Annotated in this window: 16 protein-coding genes; 7 read left to right on the forward strand and 9 right to left on the reverse strand. The window is 42.1% G+C overall.

Annotation, left to right across the window (positions count from 1 at the left end; all coding sequences use genetic code 11):
- Nucleotides 1–49: 49 nt before the first annotated feature.
- From PGR74_RS09365 to PGR74_RS09390, 6 genes are all read right to left on the reverse strand, one after another.
- Entirely contained in the window at nt 50–1588 is a 1539-nt protein-coding gene (locus PGR74_RS09365) for a PKD-like family lipoprotein (protein WP_270516969.1), read from the reverse strand.
- A 17-nt stretch (nt 1589–1605) separates the two neighbouring features.
- Nucleotides 1606–2277, reverse strand: a complete 672-nt coding sequence (locus tag PGR74_RS09370) for a DUF4843 domain-containing protein (protein WP_041502843.1) — start codon at nt 2275–2277, stop codon at nt 1606–1608.
- 15 nt (nt 2278–2292) lie between these two features.
- Nucleotides 2293–3759: a RagB/SusD family nutrient uptake outer membrane protein gene (locus PGR74_RS09375; RefSeq protein WP_270516971.1), complete on the reverse strand. Its 1467-nt coding sequence runs from the start codon at nt 3757–3759 to the stop codon at nt 2293–2295.
- Nucleotides 3760–3776: 17 nt separating this feature from the next.
- Nucleotides 3777–7181 (reverse strand): SusC/RagA family TonB-linked outer membrane protein, encoded by a 3405-nt coding sequence (locus tag PGR74_RS09380; RefSeq protein WP_270516973.1) that lies wholly within the window; start codon nt 7179–7181, stop codon nt 3777–3779.
- An 85-nt stretch (nt 7182–7266) separates the two neighbouring features.
- Nucleotides 7267–8403 (reverse strand): FecR family protein, encoded by a 1137-nt coding sequence (locus tag PGR74_RS09385; RefSeq protein ID WP_270516975.1) that lies wholly within the window; start codon nt 8401–8403, stop codon nt 7267–7269.
- 158 nt (nt 8404–8561) lie between these two features.
- Complete coding sequence (locus PGR74_RS09390) at nt 8562–9128, reverse strand: RNA polymerase sigma factor (RefSeq protein WP_270516977.1); 567 nt, start codon at nt 9126–9128, stop codon at nt 8562–8564.
- A 264-nt stretch (nt 9129–9392) separates the two neighbouring features.
- Here PGR74_RS09390 and PGR74_RS09395 point away from each other — a divergent pair, with 264 nt between their 5' ends.
- Nucleotides 9393–11033: an ABC-F family ATP-binding cassette domain-containing protein gene (locus PGR74_RS09395; protein WP_041502839.1), complete on the forward strand. Its 1641-nt coding sequence runs from the start codon at nt 9393–9395 to the stop codon at nt 11031–11033.
- A 361-nt stretch (nt 11034–11394) separates the two neighbouring features.
- Nucleotides 11395–12684 carry a methionine adenosyltransferase gene (gene metK, locus PGR74_RS09400; protein WP_041502838.1) on the forward strand — a complete coding sequence of 430 codons (1290 nt, stop codon included), beginning with the start codon at nt 11395–11397 and terminating at the stop codon, nt 12682–12684.
- 179 nt (nt 12685–12863) lie between these two features.
- On the opposite strand, the gene PGR74_RS09405 is transcribed toward metK, so the two are convergent.
- Complete coding sequence (locus PGR74_RS09405) at nt 12864–13568, reverse strand: zinc metallopeptidase (protein ID WP_082027575.1); 705 nt, start codon at nt 13566–13568, stop codon at nt 12864–12866.
- A gap of 222 nt (nt 13569–13790) precedes the next feature.
- Here PGR74_RS09405 and PGR74_RS09410 point away from each other — a divergent pair, with 222 nt between their 5' ends.
- Both PGR74_RS09410 and PGR74_RS09415 read left to right on the forward strand, forming a co-directional pair.
- On the forward strand, nt 13791–15947 hold the full coding sequence (locus PGR74_RS09410; RefSeq protein WP_041502837.1) for an elongation factor G: 2157 nt from the start codon (nt 13791–13793) through the stop codon (nt 15945–15947).
- Nucleotides 15948–16220: 273 nt separating this feature from the next.
- Nucleotides 16221–16925 carry a 16S rRNA (uracil(1498)-N(3))-methyltransferase gene (locus PGR74_RS09415; RefSeq protein ID WP_041502836.1) on the forward strand — a complete coding sequence of 235 codons (705 nt, stop codon included), beginning with the start codon at nt 16221–16223 and terminating at the stop codon, nt 16923–16925.
- A gap of 2 nt (nt 16926–16927) precedes the next feature.
- Here PGR74_RS09415 and PGR74_RS09420 read toward each other — a convergent pair whose 3' ends face one another.
- Nucleotides 16928–17404 carry a methylated-DNA--[protein]-cysteine S-methyltransferase gene (locus PGR74_RS09420; RefSeq protein WP_041502835.1) on the reverse strand — a complete coding sequence of 159 codons (477 nt, stop codon included), beginning with the start codon at nt 17402–17404 and terminating at the stop codon, nt 16928–16930.
- 258 nt (nt 17405–17662) lie between these two features.
- Between PGR74_RS09420 and PGR74_RS09425 the strand changes: the two genes are divergently transcribed.
- The 3 genes from PGR74_RS09425 (at nt 17663) to folK (ending at nt 21300) form a co-directional block, all read left to right on the forward strand.
- The gene (locus PGR74_RS09425; protein ID WP_181416496.1) at nt 17663–19930 is read left to right on the forward strand and encodes an ATP-dependent helicase; all 2268 of its coding nucleotides are present in this window, start codon (nt 17663–17665) and stop codon (nt 19928–19930) included.
- 138 nt (nt 19931–20068) lie between these two features.
- Nucleotides 20069–20719 (forward strand): DUF4290 domain-containing protein, encoded by a 651-nt coding sequence (locus PGR74_RS09430; protein WP_041502833.1) that lies wholly within the window; start codon nt 20069–20071, stop codon nt 20717–20719.
- A 98-nt stretch (nt 20720–20817) separates the two neighbouring features.
- The gene (folK, locus tag PGR74_RS09435) at nt 20818–21300 is read left to right on the forward strand and encodes a 2-amino-4-hydroxy-6-hydroxymethyldihydropteridine diphosphokinase (RefSeq protein ID WP_041502832.1); all 483 of its coding nucleotides are present in this window, start codon (nt 20818–20820) and stop codon (nt 21298–21300) included.
- Here folK and murA read toward each other — a convergent pair.
- A complete protein-coding gene (murA, locus tag PGR74_RS09440; RefSeq protein ID WP_041502831.1) occupies nt 21297–22601 on the reverse strand; it encodes a UDP-N-acetylglucosamine 1-carboxyvinyltransferase in 1305 nt (434 codons plus the stop codon). The two genes, folK and murA, sit on opposite strands and share 4 nt — an antisense overlap.
- Nucleotides 22602–22719: the final 118 nt, after the last annotated feature.

Consider the following 22719-nt stretch of genomic DNA (forward strand, 5'->3'; position numbering starts at 1 on the left):
AATTTCTTCCGCAAAACCTTTGCGGCTCGAATCCGGGAAACGACGAATATCAATACTGTTTATAAAACAAATCAACCACTTTTCCATCGACTTTCGTACCGTAAATCACCTTATCTTCTTCCGTCCCGCTCACCAACACCTCGTCTTCCACGTTCAGCAAGAAAAACTCCCCGTTATCCAAACCGACTCCGACATGAGTATTGTTACTATAATTCGACTCGATAGCAACAATCTTGCGTCCGCTAAACACTTTAAACGGCGCATGCTTGTTGGTTTTCAAATCATAATAATAGAGCACGGAAGGATCTGTTTCCGAAACAAAAAACATATAGGAACGTCCCCTCAACGCGTGGTATTTGGTATTTTCACCCATTAAGGCAGCGGATACGGCAGGTATCCGCGTGTAAACAATATTTTTTACAATTACATTGGAATTAGACGACGAATATTCAAATGTATAGAAATACAGCTCCCCGTTTGTTTTATGTTTCAAAATGGCACAAATATTCTGATCATAATAAGAAGCATTTTTCATCTGGCAATATGCCATCTCGTAATTACTCAGGTTATCGGGAGAGGGGCCTTTCGTTCCGTCCCAATCTCCCGGAGCTTTCAATTTATACAACTTTCCCGCACTATAGAAAGAAGCCCCGTAAAGCATAAAGAATGCATGGAATGTTTCATCGTATAACATAAGATTATATGTCGATGTCCCTTGAGAAGCAGACAACAGGAAAGGCACGTTCAACTTCTGTTTATTCGATTGCAACGGAACATTTGCAAACAAGGCAAATTCATAAGGCGTTCCCGACCAACGATCGAATGTCTTCGTGAACACCTCCCCGTTTTCTCCCTGTATGGCAGCCACATTTCCTCCGGATACGGCCATCGATTTCGGAACAAACCCCTCCGGGTATTTTCCTCCCACAAACTCATCGGCAATAGTCCCTATTTTTTGATAATTGGCTCCTTCCAAAATGATATTACCCTCCGTTCCTTTCTGCAAAATCCGCACATCATTTCTTCCCGTCCGATTTCCAATCAAGCCCACCGGTTGTGTTCCCAGCTCCTTGTCATGAATGGCCCGGTAAATATCTTTATCCGTGTACCATTGTTCATTCTGAATCCTTACCAAATTCAACTTGCTCTTTCCCCCGTCATCGGATAAAATAATCCAACCGACCGTATAGCGGCTTTTATAAGTAAACGAAATATTCTGAGTGTAAATAGCCCCCGTCAACGTATCCTCTGCCATTACAATTCCCTCGTAACTCTTGCCGACCTCCGCGTCTTCCAAAACCATGTTCATATTCCGTTCGGTACATACGCATCCGAGATAATCGAAATGGTAAGACCATTTGTACATATTGGTATCCCCGGACTCCTTTTGTTCCTGATTGGCAAAAGACAACGACGGGGAAAATACAACCGGTTCTCCCTGATATACCGTAATCCCGTATACCGGATAGCGAATGGTTATTTTATGTGTTTCAATATCCTTATAGTCATAATTACCGTCGTCCTCAAAGCAGGAAAAAAGCAACAGAGCGCTGACCACAAGCATGCAAAATATTTTTATATTCTTCATATTCATTCTATTTTAAATTAAATTCTTACAGGTACAGTCATCGGATCTCCGTTTTCATCCGGGATAGGATTCGCATCCAGCCAACTCTTGAACTCGAGCGCCCAGGAACGAATCCAGTCCTCACTCGGGTTGGACAGATCCGGTTGAACAACTTCCACTAATTTCCTGAACTTCGTGTCGGAATACGTTCCCAGATAATAGTTCACCACCCGATTGTTCCACCAATCCGGCTTCGCCACATTATCATTCACTTTTAAATAAATACGACGATAATCCCGATCTCCTAATTTAAACACGGCATTCTCTTTTAGTTCCAAGCAGAGATAAGCATTCGTGGTTGTCAATTCAGGATAGTTGGTCAACTTCACGTAAAAGGTATCCAATTTACTCATCGGTTGAAAGGACGTTACCGTCGGCAAACTATAAAATCCGTCTTTTAAAGTCGTCTTTTCATTGACTACAGTAACCGTAAACTCCTGGTTCTCTTCTTTAGGAATTCCGGTATGTCTTATCTCTATCGGCCATTCACACTCGCTCAAATTTCCTAACATAAAGAAGGAGACGATTACCGTGTCTTTCTCTTTATTGGCAAAAGAGATATAACTATCCGACCGATATACTTTTATATCGTCTTTATTACAACTTACCGCACCAATAAGAAACAGTAACAGATATACGTATTTTTTCATAATATCACCATTTTATTAATAAAAATTCTGACTATCGGGCACCTTAAATGTCATTCGTTCTTCGGAAGCCGTAATCTCTCCGTTTTCGACCAAAATATTTCGATTCAAACGTTTGTACATAAAGAAAAGCTGTCCCTCTCCCACGAATTCCCGACGGGCATCGTTTATTAAAATATCATATAAACTCCCGATATCACTAACAGAAGAGATTTGACGTTTACATCCTTTCTTATCCCGGAACTCCTTCAGCAAACGCAAACATTCCGTTTTATTTCCTTTCAAAAAATTACACTCCATTAAAATATAATATATTTCACTCAGGCGTAACACGGGAATAGCTTTTCCTTCCACGTCATCCCGTTGGTAATTATCCACCCGGCGATATTTATAAATATTATGTTCGTCGTCATTACTTACAAGATTAGAACGATAATCATCCATATCCTCTGCAAATATTCCGTCATAATCAGCCAATTGCAAAGAGCTCGGATAACTTCCCACGGCACAATAACTCTCTACCGTCTGAAGTAAATTACCATTGTAGAAAGCAAACAAACACTCCTCAAGGTATTTCTTTTGCTTGTAATTTAAAGAAGTCGTATAATCGTATGACGAATTGAAAGTAAACCATTTATTCCCGTTATAGAAACGATCATAAAAATGTTTAGCGTAAAACAAGGCGTTATCGACATCTCCTTTGTAAATATAGGCTCGGGCCAATAAGCCGACGATCGCACAATAATTCAAACGATAGCCTCTTTTATTATAAAAAGAACCTCCTTTCGGCGTATACTGTCCCTGAAACCGGGCTGCCATCTTATAAGCCATACTCGTTTTATTATAAAGCGTATCGTGATAAGCTACCAGATCTTTTGCTTTCAATAAATCTTCAATAACTTTATCGATTGCATCTTTCGTTTTCAAAGGTACCGTTATAACAGAGGGATAGGCCTCATGATAAGGGACCAGGGCCGCCTGATCGTTTCTTGCCGGAGCAGGCGCAAACAGACGGATCAAATCCAAATGACAAAATGCCCGCAAAGCATAAGCTTCCCCCATGATTAAATTTTTAGCCACCGTATCCAACGTGAACGAAGAGGGTGAGGCTGAAGAGAGCTCGTTCAACAACAAATTACAGTTAGCGATAGCATTATAAAGCCCCGACCAGATATTATCAATCAGGGTCAATCCATAGGAAGACTCGTATTCATACTCACCCATGTAAGCGTCATTATTATCATAGATCAAGTCTAAATTGTAATTCTGTCCGATTACGCTTAAAGCTCCCCAACTCAGATTTTTTCCATACAAGCTTGTCTCCGCACACTTCTGATAAATCCCGTTCAAGGCATTCTGAAATCCCGCTTCATCCGAAAAGAGTTTATCCTTACTGATTTGGTTCGCCGGCTCCAATTCAAGCCAACTATTACAAGAGCAGAATAAACCTATCTGTATGCATAATATTATAAAACCTTTTCTCATCGTATTCTATTTTAAAGTTAGAAACTTATACCTAAGGTAAAATCAAAATTCCTGGCAAAAGGATAGCTGGTTCCCCGTTCCTGCTTTACGGTCGACCAATAAGCCACGTCGTTCATCGTGAATTGCAATTTAAACTGACTCATCCTCAATTTTTTCACGAATCCTTCCGTCACGGTCCACGCAACACTTAAAGAATTAAATTTCAACAAATTATTATCTTGAACGAAACGGGACGTCGGACGAGAGTAATTCGTTCGATCGGCAATATCTTTCAACGGGGTAATATCTCCTATATTTATCCATCTATCCGTGAGCACGCGCCGATCCGCATTGTAGTTATATAAATCCACGCTCTCTATGCGGGTAGGAATGGTCTCGTTATAAGCCTGTCCCCCGAATTCATACATAAAACTGGCAAAAAGGCTCAAGGTTTTCCACTGGAGATTTATTCCGAATGCCCCCTGTATATCCGGTAAGGTATTACCTAATATCTGCTGTTCGTTGGCCTCCCACTCGTACGTGATGGTCCCGTCTTTTCTCACGAAAACTTCTTGTCCGCTGGAAGGATCTATCCCCAAAGATTTCATTCCGTAAATAGAGGTTGTTGATCCGCCCTCCTCGTATTTGGTAAAAGGTTTCGCGTATTTCGCATCATATCCCCTGTAATCAGAATAATAGTCATCCACCATATCGTTATAACGTTTCAACGAGTTGGCGATCTTCAAAATCTTATTTTTATTATGTGCCATATTCCCATATACCCCCACGAACCAATCCCTCGTCCGAACGAGATTAGACTTAATATTCAGTTCATAACCGATATTTTCCACCTTGCCCATATTATCGTAATACGAGGTAAATCCGAAAGAGGAAGGTACGGCTATTCGCGTAATCATATCATTTGTAACCGCATTATAATAACCGAACTGTGCATAAAACAACCCGTTATAAAGATCTACCTCCAACTTCAGGTCGTAACTGTTTTTCTTTTCCCACTTCAAATCGGAATTTCCCAACGCCATCAACTTGACTCCCATCCCGGTAGCATACCAATTTTCGGAGAAAATTTCATAAACATCCTTCGCGGCGTAAGGTTCAAAATCCAATTTACCCGTCTGACCGAAAGTTCCGGTCAATTTTAGTTGCGTCAACACCGGATTTCCCTTTAAAAATTTATAATTATGAAAGTTCACCCCGAAACCTGCCGAATAGAAAGGCGCAAATTTTTTGTCCGAACCGAACTCGGAGGAGCCGTCAAAACGCAAAGACCCGTCAAACAGATAGATATCGTTATAAGAATAATTCAAACGGACAAAAGCCCCGGCCAAACGAGTATGATTGTCCGACTCTGAAGGTTTCCCCACGATCTCCTGGGCATACATGATCGAGTTTAAACTTCCCGAAGGGAATCCCCTGTAGTTGATACCCACGGAAGAGTAATATTTCTCGGTCGTATTTATACCGATGGAACCGCTGATATGATTAACACCGATAGAACGGTTATAAAGTACCTGCAAATTAGTCGTCCAGTCGAAAGCTTTCCCTTCCGAGGTCGACAGACTTCCTTTCGGAGTATCATCCGAACCGCTAAAATATTTACCGGAAGCCGGATCGGTAAAGTTTTTTCCGGATGTGGTCGTCCGGGTAAAGCCGATTTGAGCCTTAATGTTCAGATGCTCGTTCAGATACCAGTCTATCAACAGGTTATCGGAGAACTCTTCCGTGGTCGTCTTGCCGAAGTTCTTCGTTTCCGCTCCCTCGTACATCGGGTTAACATAAATGGAACCGCTATGCCAGGTGTTGAATTTATAAAGATAGTTTCCAAACTCATCATACAATTCATTATACGGCAATTGATTTACATAATCGGAAAAAGTACCGTAAGGCGAATTTTTGGCAAGTACCTTATTAAAAGAAATCCTATTAATTACATTCAGATTGGACAATCGATAATCGATACGCAATTCCGTCCCGAGCCGGCTACGTAAATCTTTCTTCATTACTCCCTTTTGCTGGTCATAAAAAAGATTGATCCCATAACGGATATTATCGTTACCGCCGTCAATGGCCACACTGTGTTTATGATTGTATCCCACACGTAAAGGTAAAGCCAACCAATCGGTATTCACTCCTTTGGCCAAAGCCATTTGTTTCTTTATCAGCTCGGAATACACCTGACGAATCCCGTTATTGGGCGGGTTGATCTCATAATAACCGGCTAACTTCTCCACTTCCAACTTTTCAGCCGCATCGAAATAATCATAGCTGGAAAGGTCGGGGGCCGTAATGGTTCCCGTCAAATTATAGGTAATATTAAATTTTCCGGCTTTCGGGGCTACCGTTTCGATAACAACCACACCGTTAGAAGCACGCGATCCGTATACAGCCGTAGCCGCGGCGTCTTTCAATATCGTGATACTATGAATCCGATTCGGGTCCATATCATAGATTTTCTCCACACTTACATCCAATCCGTCCAATATGAAAATAGGCAGGTTCGGATTATTCTTCGTTCTGGTCTCACTGATATCCGAAAGGTTCAAATTGCCGATACCGGACTGTCCCCGGATATAAAATTCCGGAATAGCATTCGGATTGGACCCCATAACATTATTTTCCATGATACGAAAAGAGGGATCGAAAACCTGAAGAGTCGAAATAATATTACGATTGGCCACTTTCAATATATCCTTACCCTCGACCCGAATAGCCGTTCCCGTGTAAGACTCTTTCCTGACATTGGCATATCCGGTAACCACCACGTCATCCAGACTCTCTACCGATTCAACCAAGGTCACCACGTAATCTTTCTTTCCGGCTAAAACCTCTTCATCCTTAATATCCTTCAATTTTATCTCTTTGGTTTCCATCCCGATAAAACGAAATACAAGCGTCATATCGGGTATATCCGGCAATACAAGTGAAAAACGACCGGCAGTATCGACCATAACCCCTCTTGTTGTCCCTTTTATAAGGACAGTCGCCCCGACCATGGGAGCCCCTTTTTTATCGATGACCCTTCCTTTTATCCTCTTCCCTTCTTTCTGCTGGGGTTCCACCGTATTTTGCTTCACCAACACGATAACATTCTCTTCAAATAAGCACATCAGCCCGGAACCCTTGAACACGTCATCCAACAATTCTTTCAATTCCCTGTTTTTTGCTTTGACATCGAAACGAGACATTTTTTTCACGTATTCGCTCTTGTACATAAAGCGAACTCCCGTCTGTTTTCTAATCTCTTTAAAAAACTCTTCCACGCTACAATTCTCCAAATCCAGGTTGACACGCTGGTTTTGAGAAAAAATTTCTCCTTTCACTTGGAACATGAGCACAAACATCAGAAATAAAGTGATTTTCATGACTTTAAAGATTTTCTGATTGGGCCGTAAATTTTCTTTACGATCTTCATTTTTTTTCATAAATTTGTAATTTAGATTATTAATGAGCATTATCATCGTCGATAATGTTGCTACAAACGGAAGGATTGGCCGATCCTTCCGTTTTTTATTTATTTTCAACTATAATGGTTTTTCCCTCTATTTTAAATTTCACATCCATACTGCTCTCAAAGAAGTGAAGCAACTCTTCTATCTTACCGTATTTTTTCATATCTCCGGACAGACGCTCCTCTTTCAATGCCTGATTTTTGAAAAAGACATGACAATCATACCACAAAGAGAGTTTATCCATGATATCCTCCAATCGCTCTTCACTGAATATAAAATCCCCGTTTTTCCAAGCGATATATTTCTCAACATTCACATCCTCCTTGTACATTTCATTTTTGGACGGATCGTAAACCACCCGTTGCGAAGGTCTCATTTGTAATTCCATACTATCCTTTTTCACGTAAACTTCGCCTTTCACCAATACCGTTTCCACCGAGTTATGCCAATGGGTATTCACGTTGAACTCCGTGCCCGTTACTTTCACCTCCACACCATCGGCCAAAACGACAAAAGGCTTTTGAGCGTCGGATTTAATCTGAAAATAAGCTTCTCCTTTTAGCTTAACCACCCTTTTATCCCCCAGGAAAACAATAGGATACTCTATCTCTGTAGCCGAGTTTACCCAGGCGACAGAACCATCCGAAAAGTTTACTTTATATTCGCATCCCCGTTCCACCGAAAGAGTATTGTACACCTCCTCTCGAAGAGTATCTTCTTGCGGTTGATAAACCAACTCCCCCGACTCATTGGTCAATACCCGCACCTGCGCCTGCTCCCTAAGCTCACCCTTCCCTTTCGTCAACACCACCTCCTGCCCGGAAGAGAGAAGCAGTTTCGCCTTAAAGGTTCCAGGGGTGATCATCTCTCCGGCATAGCCCTTCATAACCGGAACCCTCTCCTCCCCGTTCCGTAACACAAAGAAGCCCGCTAACAATAAAAGAGAAGCGGCTACAGAAGTAATATACACCAAATGCCTTCTTCTCGAACGGAGCTTCAAGGGCTCTTTACGACAGATCAACTTACTCCGGAAGAACCAGCGTTGCCTCAGATAATCGATTTGTATCTGCTCAAAATAGGCTCGATTTTTATCGTTCTCGGCGATCCATAACTCGATCTTCCGCCTCTCCTCTTCATCAATTACCTCTCCGGTGATGTAATCCAATAATTTTATATCCCAATCCTCTTCTTTCATATCCTATTTTTATTATTTTATTAATAATAGACATGACTCTTTAAAACGGTTGACAACGAATTATATTTTTTATGAAAAAAATTATCATAAAAAAATAGCCTTTGCCATTATTTAGCAAAGACCACTTGTTCTAAGACCGGTATAACATTATTTTTTGATTATTTCCTGGAAACGACAGTGTATTTAACCTTGTTTACCACGCAAATATAAAACAGTAATATACTTCCTTCTACAGATTGACGTAAAGATTTCACGCAACGAACCAATAACGTTTTAACCGTGGAAACGGAGACTCCCATCTCTTCCGCTACCTCGGCATATTTCATATTTTTCAGATGAACGCACTCCAGTATCTCCCTGCTTCTGGGGGGGAGTTTTTGAATCTCATCCATAACACGCTTGATGAGTTCGTCATGCGTATGATCAACCTCCTCCCACACTCTCTCCACGAGTGCGATATCAGGTAAATTCTCTATCTTCTTTTTGTTTTGCAATTTCCGCAAAGCTAAATTCCGTACGGAAGTATACAGGTAAGACTTTAAATATTCCTGTTTTAAATGCTCGTATAACCTTTTTTCCCACAAACGAATAAAAAATTCCTGCACGACATCCTCCGCCAAACTCATATCTTTCACAATCGTATCCGCCCACAACACCAATGGTTCATAATAATCGCGGTACAATTGTCTTATTTCCACCCGTTCCTGAATTTTTAACACACCCATTTTTAATCGTTTTGGATAAAGCATCTTTAGAGCAAAAATAGTTAATAATCCAAAGATCACAATTCAATTTCCATAATATTTCTTAAAACGACCTCATCGCGAAAAAGAGAAATTACTAAACCGCTTCGTTCTTTAGACTATTCTACAAACGGATAACCTTGCCAAACAGATAATTTATTCTATCTTCGCACCGCAATTAAAAACAAGCGTTAAATAGAAAATTATTCGACGCTTAATCTGTTCAGGTATTTTTAACTTTAATATATGATTTCAGTAGACGGATTGACGGTAGAATTTGGAGACAGAGCTTTATTCAAGGATATATCATTTGTCATTAACGAGAAAGATCGAATTGCCCTAATGGGAAAAAACGGGGCGGGCAAATCGACCCTGTTGAAAATACTCGCGGGAGAACGGCAACCCAACCGGGGTAATATTTCCATACCCAAAGACACGGTTATAGCCTATCTGCCTCAGCACCTGATGACCGAGAACAGCCGATCCGTATTCGAAGAAACCTCTCAGGCTTTCGCCCACCTTTTCGCCATGGAGAAACGAATAGAAGAGCTTAATCGACAACTAACCGAAAGAACAGACTATGACTCTCCGGAGTATTACAAGTTAATAGAGGAGGTCTCCACGTTAAGTGAGAAATATTACAGTATCGATGCTACTCACTACGAGGCCGACGTTGAAAAAATCCTTCTCGGATTGGGCTTCCAGCGGGAAGATTTCGACCGCCCGACCGGTGATTTCAGCGGAGGATGGAGAATGCGCATCGAATTGGCTAAAATGCTACTGAAAAATCCGGACGTGCTTTTATTAGACGAACCTACCAACCACCTGGACATCGATTCCATTCAATGGTTGGAAGAGTTTCTTATCAATAACGGAAAAGCGGTCGTTGTTATTTCACACGACCGGACTTTCGTCGACAATATCACCACCCGAACCATAGAAGTCACCATGGGGCGGATATACGATTACAAGGTAAATTACTCGCAATATCTCATTCTGCGACAAGAGAGGCGTATACAGCAACAAAAAGCTTATGACGAACAACAGAAAATGATTGCCGAAACAAAAGAGTTTATCGAACGTTTTAAAGGAACTTATTCCAAAACATTACAGGTTCAGTCCAGGGTGAAGATGTTAGAAAAATTAGAGATTTTAGAAGTAGATGAGGAGGATACCTCAGCCTTAAGATTAAAATTTCCACCCGCACCCCGTTCCGGCAATTATCCGGTTATTGTTCAGGATTTGTCTAAAAGTTACGGAGATCACGCGGTATTCGAGGGGGCCCATTTCACTATCGAGCGAGGGGAGAAAGTGGCTTTTGTCGGACGCAACGGAGAGGGAAAGTCCACGCTGGTAAAATGTATTATGGGAGAAATTGACGACTACACGGGAAAGCTAAACCTCGGACATAACGTACAAATCGGTTATTTCGCCCAAAATCAAGCCTCGTTATTGGATGAAAGCCTGACGGTCTATCAAACCGTAGACGACGTTACACCAAGCGAACTAAAAAGCAAGATCAAAGATTTATTGGGGGCTTTTATGTTTAGCGGCGACGATATCGACAAAAGGGTCAAAGTCTTATCAGGAGGGGAAAGAACCCGTTTAGCCATGATTAAACTCCTTCTATCGCCGGTGAATCTGTTGATTTTGGATGAGCCGACCAACCATTTGGATTTAAAAACCAAAGATATTTTAAAAAACGCCTTGATCGATTTTGACGGAACCCTGATTGTCGTATCACACGACCGGGATTTTTTAAGCGGATTAGTGAAAAAAGTATACGAATTCGGGAATAAACGGGTCAAAGAACATTTAGAAGATATCCACGGCTTTTTACAAAAGAAAAAGATGGAAAACTTACGGGAGATAGAACGCAAAAAATAACACGCGATACAGATATAGATTTCCGAATTTACCTTAAGAAGGTGATCCGTCATTCGAATATCCTTATATTTTGTACTCAAACGATACATTTATTTTGATTATTTATCTTGTAAAGCAAGATTTCTTCCGAATAAATTCCATATCTTTGTCTCCGAAAAAAGTGGAAAGATTTGGCTGATTGCAACCACGGAAAAAAAGTGCTAAAACGCGAACCGATTCTGATTCAACCATCCATGTACTTTCCGTTGACGATTAAGAGATTAAAAGATTATGTAATTGAGAGATTAGCCATCTCGGAATCGCTAAATCACGAATTCTCTTGGTAAAAATGATTTAATCAAAAAATTAACTTATAATCAGTATGGGATATTTATTTACTTCAGAATCCGTATCCGAAGGCCATCCGGATAAGGTGGCCGATCAGATCTCAGATGCGATTCTCGACAAGATCATCGCCTTCGACCCCAATGCGAAAGTAGCCTGCGAGACGTTAGTCACAACAGGACAAACCGTCATTGCCGGAGAGATAAAAACCAACACCTACGTAGACGTCCAACAAATCGCCCGCGATGTGATCAACCGCATCGGTTACACGAAAAGCGAGTACATGTTTGACGGAAACAGTTGTGGCGTACTAAGTGCCATTCATGAACAATCACCCGATATCAACCGGGGAGTGGTAAGAGAGGATCCGATGGAACAAGGGGCCGGAGATCAAGGCATGATGTTCGGGTATGCCTGTAACGAAACAGACAACTATATGCCTTTGTCTTTAGAATTATCGCACCTTTTATTATACGAGTTGGCGCGGATTCGGAAAGAAAAGGAGAAAATGACTTACCTTCGTCCCGATTCCAAATCGCAAGTAACCATCGAATACGGAGACAATAATAAACCGTTACGGATTCACACGATCGTGATTTCCACCCAGCATGACGAATTTATTCATCCAGAAAAACAAACACTTGAAGCGCAATTAACCGCAGATGCAGAAATGGTTGACCAAATCCGGCAGGATATCATTCACGTCCTTTTACCGAGAGTGAAAGCTCAATTGCCGGAGCGGGTACAAGCTCTTTTCGATGAAAATCTAATTTTACATGTCAATCCGACCGGAAAATTCGTAATCGGGGGTCCTCATGGAGATACCGGCGTTACCGGAAGAAAAATCATTGTAGACACCTACGGAGGTAAAGGTGCACACGGGGGAGGTGCCTTTTCGGGAAAAGATCCATCCAAGGTAGACCGTTCTGCAGCCTACGCCGCTCGCCACATCGCTAAAAATATGGTTGCCGCCGGAATTGCCGACGAAATTCTGATCCAGATCTCTTACGCCATCGGCATAGCCAAACCAGTCGGTATCTTCGTGAATACTTACGGAACAGCAAAAATAAATTTGAACGACTCCGACATTGCCCGGAAAATAGAAGAGATTTTCGATCTGCGCCCGAAAGCCATAGAAGAGCGTTTGAAACTCCGCAACCCGATATATTTGGAAACCGCAAGTTACGGTCATATGGGACGTACACCCCGTATGGTAAAAAAAACATACTCCTCGAACTATTGGCCGACGATCGAGAAAGAAGTAGAACTATTCACGTGGGAAAAATTAGATTACGTGGAGACAATCCGTAAAGCGTTCCAATTGTAGATTAAATATAATTACTAATTTAATGATTGGGTGATTAAAAAAGATCGACGATTGTAGATTTTAAAATTCAAGATCAGGAATCCGATCGTAAGTCATAAATTATTTTTTAATGTCAAAGACCGGACGAGTTGAAGTCTTTAAATAATAAAGTCGGCTGATTTTAGCCGACTTTATTTATTTTAATTTCTACGTCCCAAATAAATCATGACGTAATAGAGTAAGGTAGCTAAAGAGGATAAAGCAGCTATCACATAGGTATAAGCTGCCCACTTCAACGCATCGAAAGCATATCCCTGAGTTTGGTTATCGGTAATTCCCGAGGAACGTAACCACACCAAAGCCCTGTGACTGGCATCGATCTCCACGGGTAGGGTGACAAAACTAAATAGAGTGATCGTGGCAAACAAACAGATGCCAATCAACAACAAACTGGGAAAAGTATTTACCATCAATATACCGGCCAACAAAATCCATTGTACCCAATGAGAGGCAAAGCTGACAACAGGTACCAAAGAAGAACGCAATTTCAACATTTGATAAGCCTTCGCATGCTGTAAAGCATGACCGCATTCATGCGCGGCAACGGCAGCGGCAGCAATATTGGCTCCATAGTAAACCTCCTTACTCAGGTTAATGGTCTTATCCGCGGGATTATAATGATCGGTCAGCTGTCCTTCAACACTCCCGATCTTCACCCCTTGTATCCCATTATCCCGTAACATTTTCTCAACTACATCTTTTCCCGTCATTCCATTCGCCGTGGGAATATTCGAATATTTTTTAAATCTGCTTTTCAATTGCTGGCTAATCAACCAGCTTAACAAAGTAAATCCAATAAATATTACCCAAATCCAAATATCGGGTCTCATCGCTGTTTCTGTCATATACATTTAAAATTTTGATTCTATTAATGGCATACAAAAAACACGCCAAATTATTTTTGTCATGTTTTCCTGACAAAAATATAGCATTCCTCCCATACTACATACTATTTTCACCAAGAATGACATTAACTATTGTATTTTAATAAAAACTTTACTACTTTGTGATCGTTGAATCTTTATGAGATTATTTGTAATATAAATATTAACTTTAAAGGTATTACAATGAAAACCTATAAACCAAACGAAATTAAGAACATTGCCTTAGTGGGTAGCTCCGGTTCGGGCAAGACCACGTTGGCAGAAGCCATGATGTATGAAGGCGGGGTCATCCCGCGCAGAGGTAGCGTTAGTGCCAAAAACACCTCATCCGACTATCGTCCGGTAGAGCAAGAATACGGTTCATCCGTATTTCCTGCCGTGCTATACACGGAATGGAAAGAGCACAAACTCAATTTCATAGACACTCCGGGTGCTGACGACTTTGTCGGTGGAGTTATCTCTGCGCTAAATGTTGTCGACGCCGGGGTAATGGTCATAAATGCCGTAAGAGGTGTCGAGGTCGGAACGGAAATCATTAGCCGTCATGCCAAAAAACTCAACAAGCCATTGATTTTTGTTATCAATCAATTAGATCACGAAAAATCCAATTTCGAACATACGGTGGAACAAGCCAAAGCCGCTTTCGGTTCTAAAGTCGTTCTGGTTCAATACCCGGTAAACCAAGGTACCGGTTTCAATAAAGTCATTGATGTGTTAAAGATGGAGATGTACCAATGGAAACCTGAAGGAGGGAAACCGGACGTACTTCCCATTCCCGCGGAAGAAGAAGAAAAAGCCAACGAATTACACAACGCACTGATCGAGGCCGCCGCAGAAAATGACGAAAACCTGATGGAATTATTTTTCGAAAAGGGCAGCCTGACAGAAGACGAGATGCGCTCAGGCATCCGGAAGGGCTTGGTAAACCGCGACATGTTCCCCGTATTCTGCGTATCTGCTGAAAAAGACATGTGTGTACGCCGATTCATGGAATTCCTTATCAACGTCGCTCCGAAAGCCAATGAAATGCCTCCGTCCGTTACGGTAGAGGGTGTCGCAGTTCCTTATGACGAGAAAGGCCCGACCTCTCTTTACATGTTTAACACCACCGTCGAGCCGCATTTGGGCGAAGTTATCTACTTCAAGGTAGCTTCCGGTACCATCCACGAAGGAGACGACCTTTACAACGTAAATACAGACACGAAAGAACGTATATCCCAACTCTACGTCGTCGCCGGAAAGAACCGGACAAAGGTGACCGAACTGATGGCCGGCGACATCGGGGCAACCGTGAAATTGAAAAATACAGGAAACGGGGATACGTTAAACACAAAAGACTGCGATTACCAATTCGCCCGAATCGTTTATCCGAACCCGCGCTTCAGGACGGCAGTAAAAGCCGTCAATAACAGCGACGACGAAAAACTGGCAGAGGTTTTACAACGGATCCACCAGGAAGACCCCACTTTCAACGTGGAGTATTCGAAAGAATTAAAACAGATGATTATCTCCGGACAGGGAGAATTCCATCTGAACACCATGAAATGGCGTATCGAACATAACGATAAAATCGAAATTGAATTCATTCCCCCCAAAATACCTTACCGGGAGACCATCACCAAATACTCGTACGCCGATTATCGGCATAAAAAACAATCCGGAGGAGCCGGACAATTCGGAGAGGTTCACCTGGTCATTGAACCCTATACCGAAGGAATGCCAGATCCGGTATCTTACAAGATCAATAATGTCGACACCAAAATGTCGATTAAAGACAAGGAAGAAGTAGATTTACCGTGGGGGGGAAAACTCGTATTTTACAACTGTATTGTCGGAGGTGTTATCGAGGCCCGCTTTATGCCTGCTATCTTGAAAGGTATTATGGAAAAAATGGAAGAAGGTCCGCTAACCGGATCCTATGCCCGCGATATTCGGGTATGTGTATACGACGGGAAAATGCATCCCGTGGATTCCAATGAAATCTCGTTCAAATTAGCCGGACGTAACGCTTTCAGCACGGCTTTCAAACAGGCTAATCCCAAGATATTGGAACCGATCTATGATGTCGAGGTCCTCGTGCCGGATGATTGCATGGGCGATGTAATGGGCGATTTACAAACACGTCGGGCTATTATCATGGGAATGGAAGCCGATTCGGGATTTCAGAAGCTAATGGCAAAAGTACCCCTGAAAGAGATGCAACGCTATTCAACCGCTTTAAGCTCTATTACCGGTGGTCGTGCAACCTTCACGATGAGTTTCTCCGGTTATGAAAAAGTTCCGGGAGAGATCCAGGAAGAGTTGCTTAAGGCGTACCACGAAGAGGAAGCCGACGAATAGTGATGAACCCTTTTCGAACTGTACGAAGAGCTATCCCCAAATGCCGGGATAGCTCTTTCCGATTTCAAATGCAAGACAAGAATTAGAGATCGAGAGATTAAAAGATTGGGGGAGGCATGGATTGGGAGGAGGATTTTAGATTTATGATTTAAAGAGGGAAAATTCAGAACCATCATCATAAATCTAAAATTACTTTCGGGCTTTACGCACCTCCGAATCAATTGCAAATTGATTCGGATTTTCTATTTTTGCATCATCAATAAATCTAAAATTATGCATCTGTTTTATACTCCGGATATTGATGGAGAAAAATACATTTTGTCGGAAGAGGAGTCCAAACATTGTATTAAAGTTCTCCGGCTGGAAACGGGCCATGAAGTACATCTGATTGACGGACGCGGCGGTTTTTACCGATGCGAGATCATCCGAGCTGACATCAAACGTTGCGAGGTTCGTTGTATCGAGAAAAAAGAGAATTACGGAAAAAGAAATTTTCATCTTCACATTGCCATCGCTCCGACCAAAAACATAGAACGTATGGAATGGTTTTTAGAAAAATGCACGGAGATCGGGATTGATGAGATTACCCCTCTCCTATGCGATCATTCCGAACGGAAAATAATCAAACCGGATCGTTTGGAAAAAGTCATCGTTTCCGCCATGAAACAATCTTTAAAGGCCTACCGCCCCGTATTGAATCCGTTGACAGAATTCCAAACTTTTATAGCAAAAGAGCGGAACGGGGTAAAATATATCGCCCACTGTGAAGAAGGAGACAAAAAAAGGTTAGACGAGGTATACTCCCCGGAAAGTAATGCCACGATATTAATCGGACCGGAAGGCGATTTCTCAAAAAAAGAAATTCTCTCGGCTTTTTCTCATCATTTCATCCCTATCACGTTAGGTGAAAGCCGATTACGAACAGAAACCGCCGGAATAGTAGCCTGTCACAGCATCAACTTCGTAAACCGGATATGATATTACAGCCACTCGATGCCCTCTAACCGCAACAATTTCATTTTCACCTCCAGACCTCCCGTGTAACCGGTCAGCTTACCTCCGGCCCCGACCACCCGATGGCAGGGGATAAAAACAGGAAGCGGATTACGGCCATTCGCCATCCCGACCGCACGACAAGCATTCTTATCTCCGGCCCTCTCGGCCAATTCGCCATAAGTGATCGTACACCCGTAAGGTATCGACCTTAAGAGTTCCCATATTTTCATTTGGAAGAGAGTCCCTTCCGGGGCTAAAGGTAAATCAAACACTTGAAGACGTTTATCGAAATAAGCGTCTAACTGACTTTTAGCTTCTCGAATCAGGGGGGTCTCTTTCATTTCAATCTCAGCCGGAGCCAACGATACCCGATCTCCTAACCATAACCGGACCAACCTCCCGTCCTTTTCAACAAGATAGTATTTTCCGATCAAACCGTTATAAGCGTATTTTGCTTGCATAAATCAATTTTTACGTTTTAAAGATACTACTTTTATTTACAATCGGAATATTCATTCGTCCTTTTTCAACCTCATCCCTATTTATGATTCCGTCGGTCCGAACAGAAAAACAACAATTCTAAAAATATGGAACATATCTCTCCCGAATTAAAAAGGATTTTATATTTTTGTACCGGTAGAAAAGGAGTCTCGTAACGATTTAAAGACTCTTTTCCAAAAGAAATTCGGAAGAAAATCTCTTCCCTGAAAAAAATTATCGTGGATTTTGCAAATGAGTTAAATGAGCGTCAAAAAGAAGCCGTGCTTAACACGGAAGGGCCAACACTTGTCATTGCAGGAGCAGGCTCGGGAAAAACCCGTGTCTTGACCTACCGGATAGCTCAACTCCTAAGTAAAGGAGTTCCGGCTTATCGCATTTTAGCCCTTACCTTCACGAACAAAGCCGCCAGAGAGATGCAACGACGCATTGCAGCGCTTGTCGGACAAGAGCAGGCAGCCAATTTATGGATGGGGACATTTCACTCCGTTTTTTCCAAAATATTGAGAACGGAAGCCTCACACCTCGGTTACAGTTCTAATTTTACCATATATGACTCGCAAGACTCCAAGAACCTGATCAAATCCATTATCAAAGATTTACGACTGGACGACAAGGTATATAAACCGAGCGACGTACTCGGCAGGATATCCATGGCTAAAAACAACCTGATCATAGCTCAGGCTTATGCTCAATCGGCCAAGATTACAGCTGCAGACCAGGCTGCCAAAAAGCCGATGGTCAGTGAAATATACAAATACTATCAGCTTCGCTGCAAGCAAAGCGATGTCATGGACTTTGACGATCTGCTGTTGCAAACCAATATTCTTTTCAGGGATTTTCCCGAAATATTGGCCAAGTACCAGCAAAAATTCAATTACATTTTAGTGGATGAGTATCAGGACACGAACTACTCCCAATATCTCATCATCAAAAAACTGTCCGAGATACATAAAAATATATGTGTCGTGGGAGACGATGCCCAAAGCATCTATTCATTTCGGGGAGCCAGGATTGAGAATATCCTGAATTTCCGAAACGATTATCCGGAATATAAACTTTGTAAATTGGAGCAAAACTATCGTTCGACCACAACGATCGTGGAGGCTGCTAACAGTATTATCTGCAAAAACAAAGAACAGATACCCAAGACCATCTTTTCTCAAAACGAAGAGGGAGAGAAGATCCGCGTATTGAAAACGATGTCGGACAAAGAGGAAGGATTTCAAGTAGCGAACGAAATTTTCAAGTTAGCGCAAACCGAACAATCGGATTACAGCCATTTTGCCATACTCTATCGGACCAACGCCCAATCCAGAATCATGGAAGAGGCTCTTCGTAAAAGAAACATTCCGTATAAGATATATGGAGGGCTCTCCTTCTACCAGCGCAAGGAGATCAAAGACCTGTTAGCCTATTTACGGTTAACGGTAAACCAAAACGATGAAGAGGCGTTGAAGCGAATCATCAACTATCCGCGACGGGGTATCGGAGATACGACGATCGACAAACTGAAAGAAGTTGCGACCAAATACAACGTCAGTATTTGGACCGTACTCTGCAATCTAAATAAAATTCCCGGCATCCTGTCTGCCGGCAGCGTCAGCAAACTGAATCATTTCCGAGAGATGATAACAGGTTTCTCCCAATCGGCAGAAACAGAAAATGCTTATGAGGTAGTCTCTCGGATAGCAAAAGCCTCCGGAATAGTTGAAGACCTGGCAACGGATGATACACCGGAGGGGGTATCCCGAAAAGAGAACATCCAGGAATTATTGAACGCCGTTAAAGAATTCAGCGAAACGGCTTACAAAGAAGGAAGAGAAGATAAACTCCCGGCGTTCTTAGAAGGTGTAGCCCTTCTGACGGATCAGGACAGTGAAAAACCGGAAGATCGGGAAAAGGTAACCCTGATGACGATTCACGCGGCAAAAGGTCTCGAGTTTCCCAACGTATTTATAGTCGGTGTAGAGGAAGATCTTTTCCCCGCTCAACAAAGTACCTTCTCTCCATCTGCCTTGGAAGAAGAACGACGCCTTTTTTACGTGGCTCTAACGCGGGCCGAAAAGCGGATTTTAATCAGTTTCACGACTACTCGCTATAAAAACGGAAACATCGTCTATCCGAAACCCTCCCGGTTCATCGGTGAAATGAACCCGCTTTACCTGGATGGATACTTTGCCCCGGCCCGCCCGTCATCCGAACTACCTGTTTTCAAAACGCCGGCACACACAGAAAGATATGCCAGAACAAACCAAACTCCTTTAAAAAACGTAGAAGTACCTGCAATAGATACTTCCAAACTGAAAATACTACCGACAGATGCCGTCGTTCCGGACATGGTTATTTTTCACCCTAATTTCGGGGCGGGAAAAGTCATTTCCCTCGAAGGATTGGGAGTAAACAGAAAAGCGAAAGTGTATTTTTCCAAACACGGTCAGAAGATTTTATTGTTAAAATTTGCAAAACTATACGTGCAAGAAGATTAATATTAATGACTTATAAACAATTTATATTATATTTGTCCCATATTCTATGACAATAACAGATAAAACTAAATTATTTCGGTAGAAATTTTCTTATTCCGAAGTTTCCAAAATCAATTTTAAAGTTTAAACATCCTATACATGGCATATAATTATAATACCCAAAGAAAGAAATTGATTCTTCCCGAGTATGGAAGAAATATTCAAAAAATGATAGATCATTTATCGACTATCGAAGACCGGGAAGAACGGACCCGTGCAGCCAAAACCGTAATCAGCGTCATGGGAAACCTTTATCCCCACCTTCGGGATGTTCCCGATTTCCGTCATAAACTTTGGGATCATCTGGCCATCATGTCTAATTTCAGTTTGGATATTGATACTCCCTATCCTCTTCCGTCTATAGAGAAATTACACGAGAAACCCGAAAAATTAGAATACAATAACCACCATATCAAATATAAACACTACGGTTTGTTAACCGAAAAATTAATCCAAAAAATAAAAGAAACCGACGATCCCGAACTGAAGCGCGTTCTAACCGTATTGACGGCCAATCACATGAAAAAATCATTCCTGACCTGGAATAAAGATTCCGTCGAAGACGAGCAAATTTACAATGATATCAACACGTTATACGGAGGCAATATTGAGATGCCAGAAGGCATGACTCTCTCCCACTCTAAAGACCTCCTGCAAAAAAAAGGCAAACCAGCCAACAAACCCCAAGCCAAAAACGGGAATACAAACGGAAACAACAATAAAAAAATTCATTATAAAAAACACAATTAACTCCCTGCCTAAAAAATAACTTTGTCCGGAGGTAATAATCATATCCGGACACTCCGGTTGAAATTTATACAGATGAACGTATTAACCCAAAGCTCATAATGGAGGTAACTCTTATTTTCGGAAGTAATATGGGTGACCGAAAGGCTGTCATTCAAGAAGCCATGAGGCTGATGGAAGAGATCGGGAAGATCCGCAGCATCTCCTCTTTATACGAAACGGCTCCGTGGGGATTCGAATCTCCCGATACGTTTTACAACCAGGCAGCCCTATATTCAACCTGCTTATCAGCTGAAAATGTATTGAAAAAATGCATGGAAACCGAAAAAATACTCGGCAGAAAACGCACCTCCTCCCGATATTGTTCCCGTACCATAGACATCGACATTTTGTTTTACGATTCATGCATCATACATACTCCTGATTTGGTTATTCCCCATCCCCGGATAACAGAACGAAATTTTGTCCTGACCCCGTTAAATGAGATCATACCGGATTTTATACATCCGTTAACCGGTAAAAAAATATCCGAACATTTTGCCGAATGTCCGGATTCCTTACTCGTGTTAAAGCGGGAAGGTTAAACTCTTCTGATCTCCGCCCCGATTGCGTTCAATTTTTCGTCAATGTTTTCATAACCGCGATCAATCTGATCGATATTATGAATTACGCTTGTTCCCTGGGCAGAAAGAGCGGCAATCAACAACGCGATTCCGGCACGAATATCCGGAGAAGTCATTTTCGTTGCCCGCAACTGGGATTCATGGTTCTGCCCTATCACCGTAGCCCGGTGCGGGTCGCACAAAATAATTTTAGCTCCCATATCTATCAACTTATCGACAAAGAAGAGCCGGCTTTCGAACATTTTTTGATGAATCAGCACACTACCTTTCGCCTGAGTGGCAACGACCAGGAACACACTCAACAAGTCAGGAGTCAACCCCGGCCAAGGAGCATCCGCAACGGTTAAAATGGAACCGTCAATAAAATCCTCAATCAAATAATGTTCCTGCCGGGGAATATACAGATCGTCGCCTCGTTCCTCCACCCGGATTCCTAAACGCCGAAAAGCCCCCGGAATAATGCCCAATTGCTCGATACAAACATCTTTAATCGTAATCTCCGATCGGGTCAGCGCCGCCAACCCGATATAGCTCCCGACCTCGATCATGTCGGGCAAACAACGATGACTGCACCCTTTTAAAGAGGCTACACCTTCAATCCTCAACAAATTGGAGGCGATACCTGAAATTTTAGCTCCCATGGCATTCAACATCTTGCACAGCTGTTGGATATAAGGTTCGCAGGCTGCATTGTAAATAGTGGTTACACCTTCCGCCAGAACAGCAGCCATCACGATATTGGCAGTACCTGTCACCGAAGCCTCATCCAACAGCATATAGGCCCCTTTCAATTTTTGCGCGGAAGCCTTAAAACACCCTTTCACGGCATCGTATTCAAAAGAAGCCCCCAAGTTCTCAAATCCTAAAAAATGGGTATCCAAACGACGACGTCCGATTTTGTCTCCTCCCGGTTTCGGCACCAATCCATAACCGTATATGGCCAAAAGCGGACCAAGAATCATGATAGATCCCCGCAAACTTGCCGCTTTATTATAAAAATCCTCGGTGTCCAAATAGCCGAAATCAATATCCGAGGCCTGAAAAGCATACTCTCCTTTACGAATCCTCTCTACGGACACGCCCATTCCTCGTAATAATTCTATCAACTTCAACACATCCAATATTTCCGGTACATTACTGATCGTCACCCTTTCTTTTGTCAACAAAGTCGCACATATCACCTGTAATGCCTCATTCTTTGCTCCCTGAGGGATAAGTTCTCCTTTTAAACGTTTTCCTCCGACAACTTCAAACTTGCTCATTCGTATACTTCATTTTAATTACAACGTATGCGTAAAACTATTAAAAAAACAAACGCGAACAAAATAAGCCTAACTTTAAATTTGCTGTAGCAAAATTATATGTATACATTTGTAAAAA

The sequence above is a fragment of the Sanguibacteroides sp. AM78-02pH3A genome (assembly GCF_027666085.1).
GTDB lineage: Bacteria > Bacteroidota > Bacteroidia > Bacteroidales > Marinifilaceae > Gabonibacter > Gabonibacter massiliensis.

Excerpts from the sequence above, each read along its gene's own strand:
- folK (WP_041502832.1), top strand. The coding sequence starts at position 20,818 with ATGGAGGTAACTCTTATTTTCGGAAGTAATATGGGTGACCGAAAGGCT.
- PGR74_RS09370 (WP_041502843.1), bottom strand. The coding sequence starts at position 2,277 with ATGAAAAAATACGTATATCTGTTACTGTTTCTTATTGGTGCGGTAAGT.
- PGR74_RS09380 (WP_270516973.1), bottom strand. The coding sequence starts at position 7,181 with ATGAAAAAAAATGAAGATCGTAAAGAAAATTTACGGCCCAATCAGAAA.
- PGR74_RS09420 (WP_041502835.1), bottom strand. The coding sequence starts at position 17,404 with ATGCAAGCAAAATACGCTTATAACGGTTTGATCGGAAAATACTATCTT.
- murA (WP_041502831.1), bottom strand. The coding sequence starts at position 22,601 with ATGAGCAAGTTTGAAGTTGTCGGAGGAAAACGTTTAAAAGGAGAACTT.
- metK (WP_041502838.1), top strand. The coding sequence starts at position 11,395 with ATGGGATATTTATTTACTTCAGAATCCGTATCCGAAGGCCATCCGGAT.
- PGR74_RS09410 (WP_041502837.1), top strand. The coding sequence starts at position 13,791 with ATGAAAACCTATAAACCAAACGAAATTAAGAACATTGCCTTAGTGGGT.
- PGR74_RS09395 (WP_041502839.1), top strand. The coding sequence starts at position 9,393 with ATGATTTCAGTAGACGGATTGACGGTAGAATTTGGAGACAGAGCTTTA.
- PGR74_RS09405 (WP_082027575.1), bottom strand. The coding sequence starts at position 13,568 with ATGACAGAAACAGCGATGAGACCCGATATTTGGATTTGGGTAATATTT.
- PGR74_RS09365 (WP_270516969.1), bottom strand. The coding sequence starts at position 1,588 with ATGAAGAATATAAAAATATTTTGCATGCTTGTGGTCAGCGCTCTGTTG.
- PGR74_RS09385 (WP_270516975.1), bottom strand. The coding sequence starts at position 8,403 with ATGAAAGAAGAGGATTGGGATATAAAATTATTGGATTACATCACCGGA.
- PGR74_RS09375 (WP_270516971.1), bottom strand. The coding sequence starts at position 3,759 with ATGAGAAAAGGTTTTATAATATTATGCATACAGATAGGTTTATTCTGC.
- PGR74_RS09390 (WP_270516977.1), bottom strand. The coding sequence starts at position 9,128 with ATGGGTGTGTTAAAAATTCAGGAACGGGTGGAAATAAGACAATTGTAC.
- PGR74_RS09415 (WP_041502836.1), top strand. The coding sequence starts at position 16,221 with ATGCATCTGTTTTATACTCCGGATATTGATGGAGAAAAATACATTTTG.
- PGR74_RS09430 (WP_041502833.1), top strand. The coding sequence starts at position 20,069 with ATGGCATATAATTATAATACCCAAAGAAAGAAATTGATTCTTCCCGAG.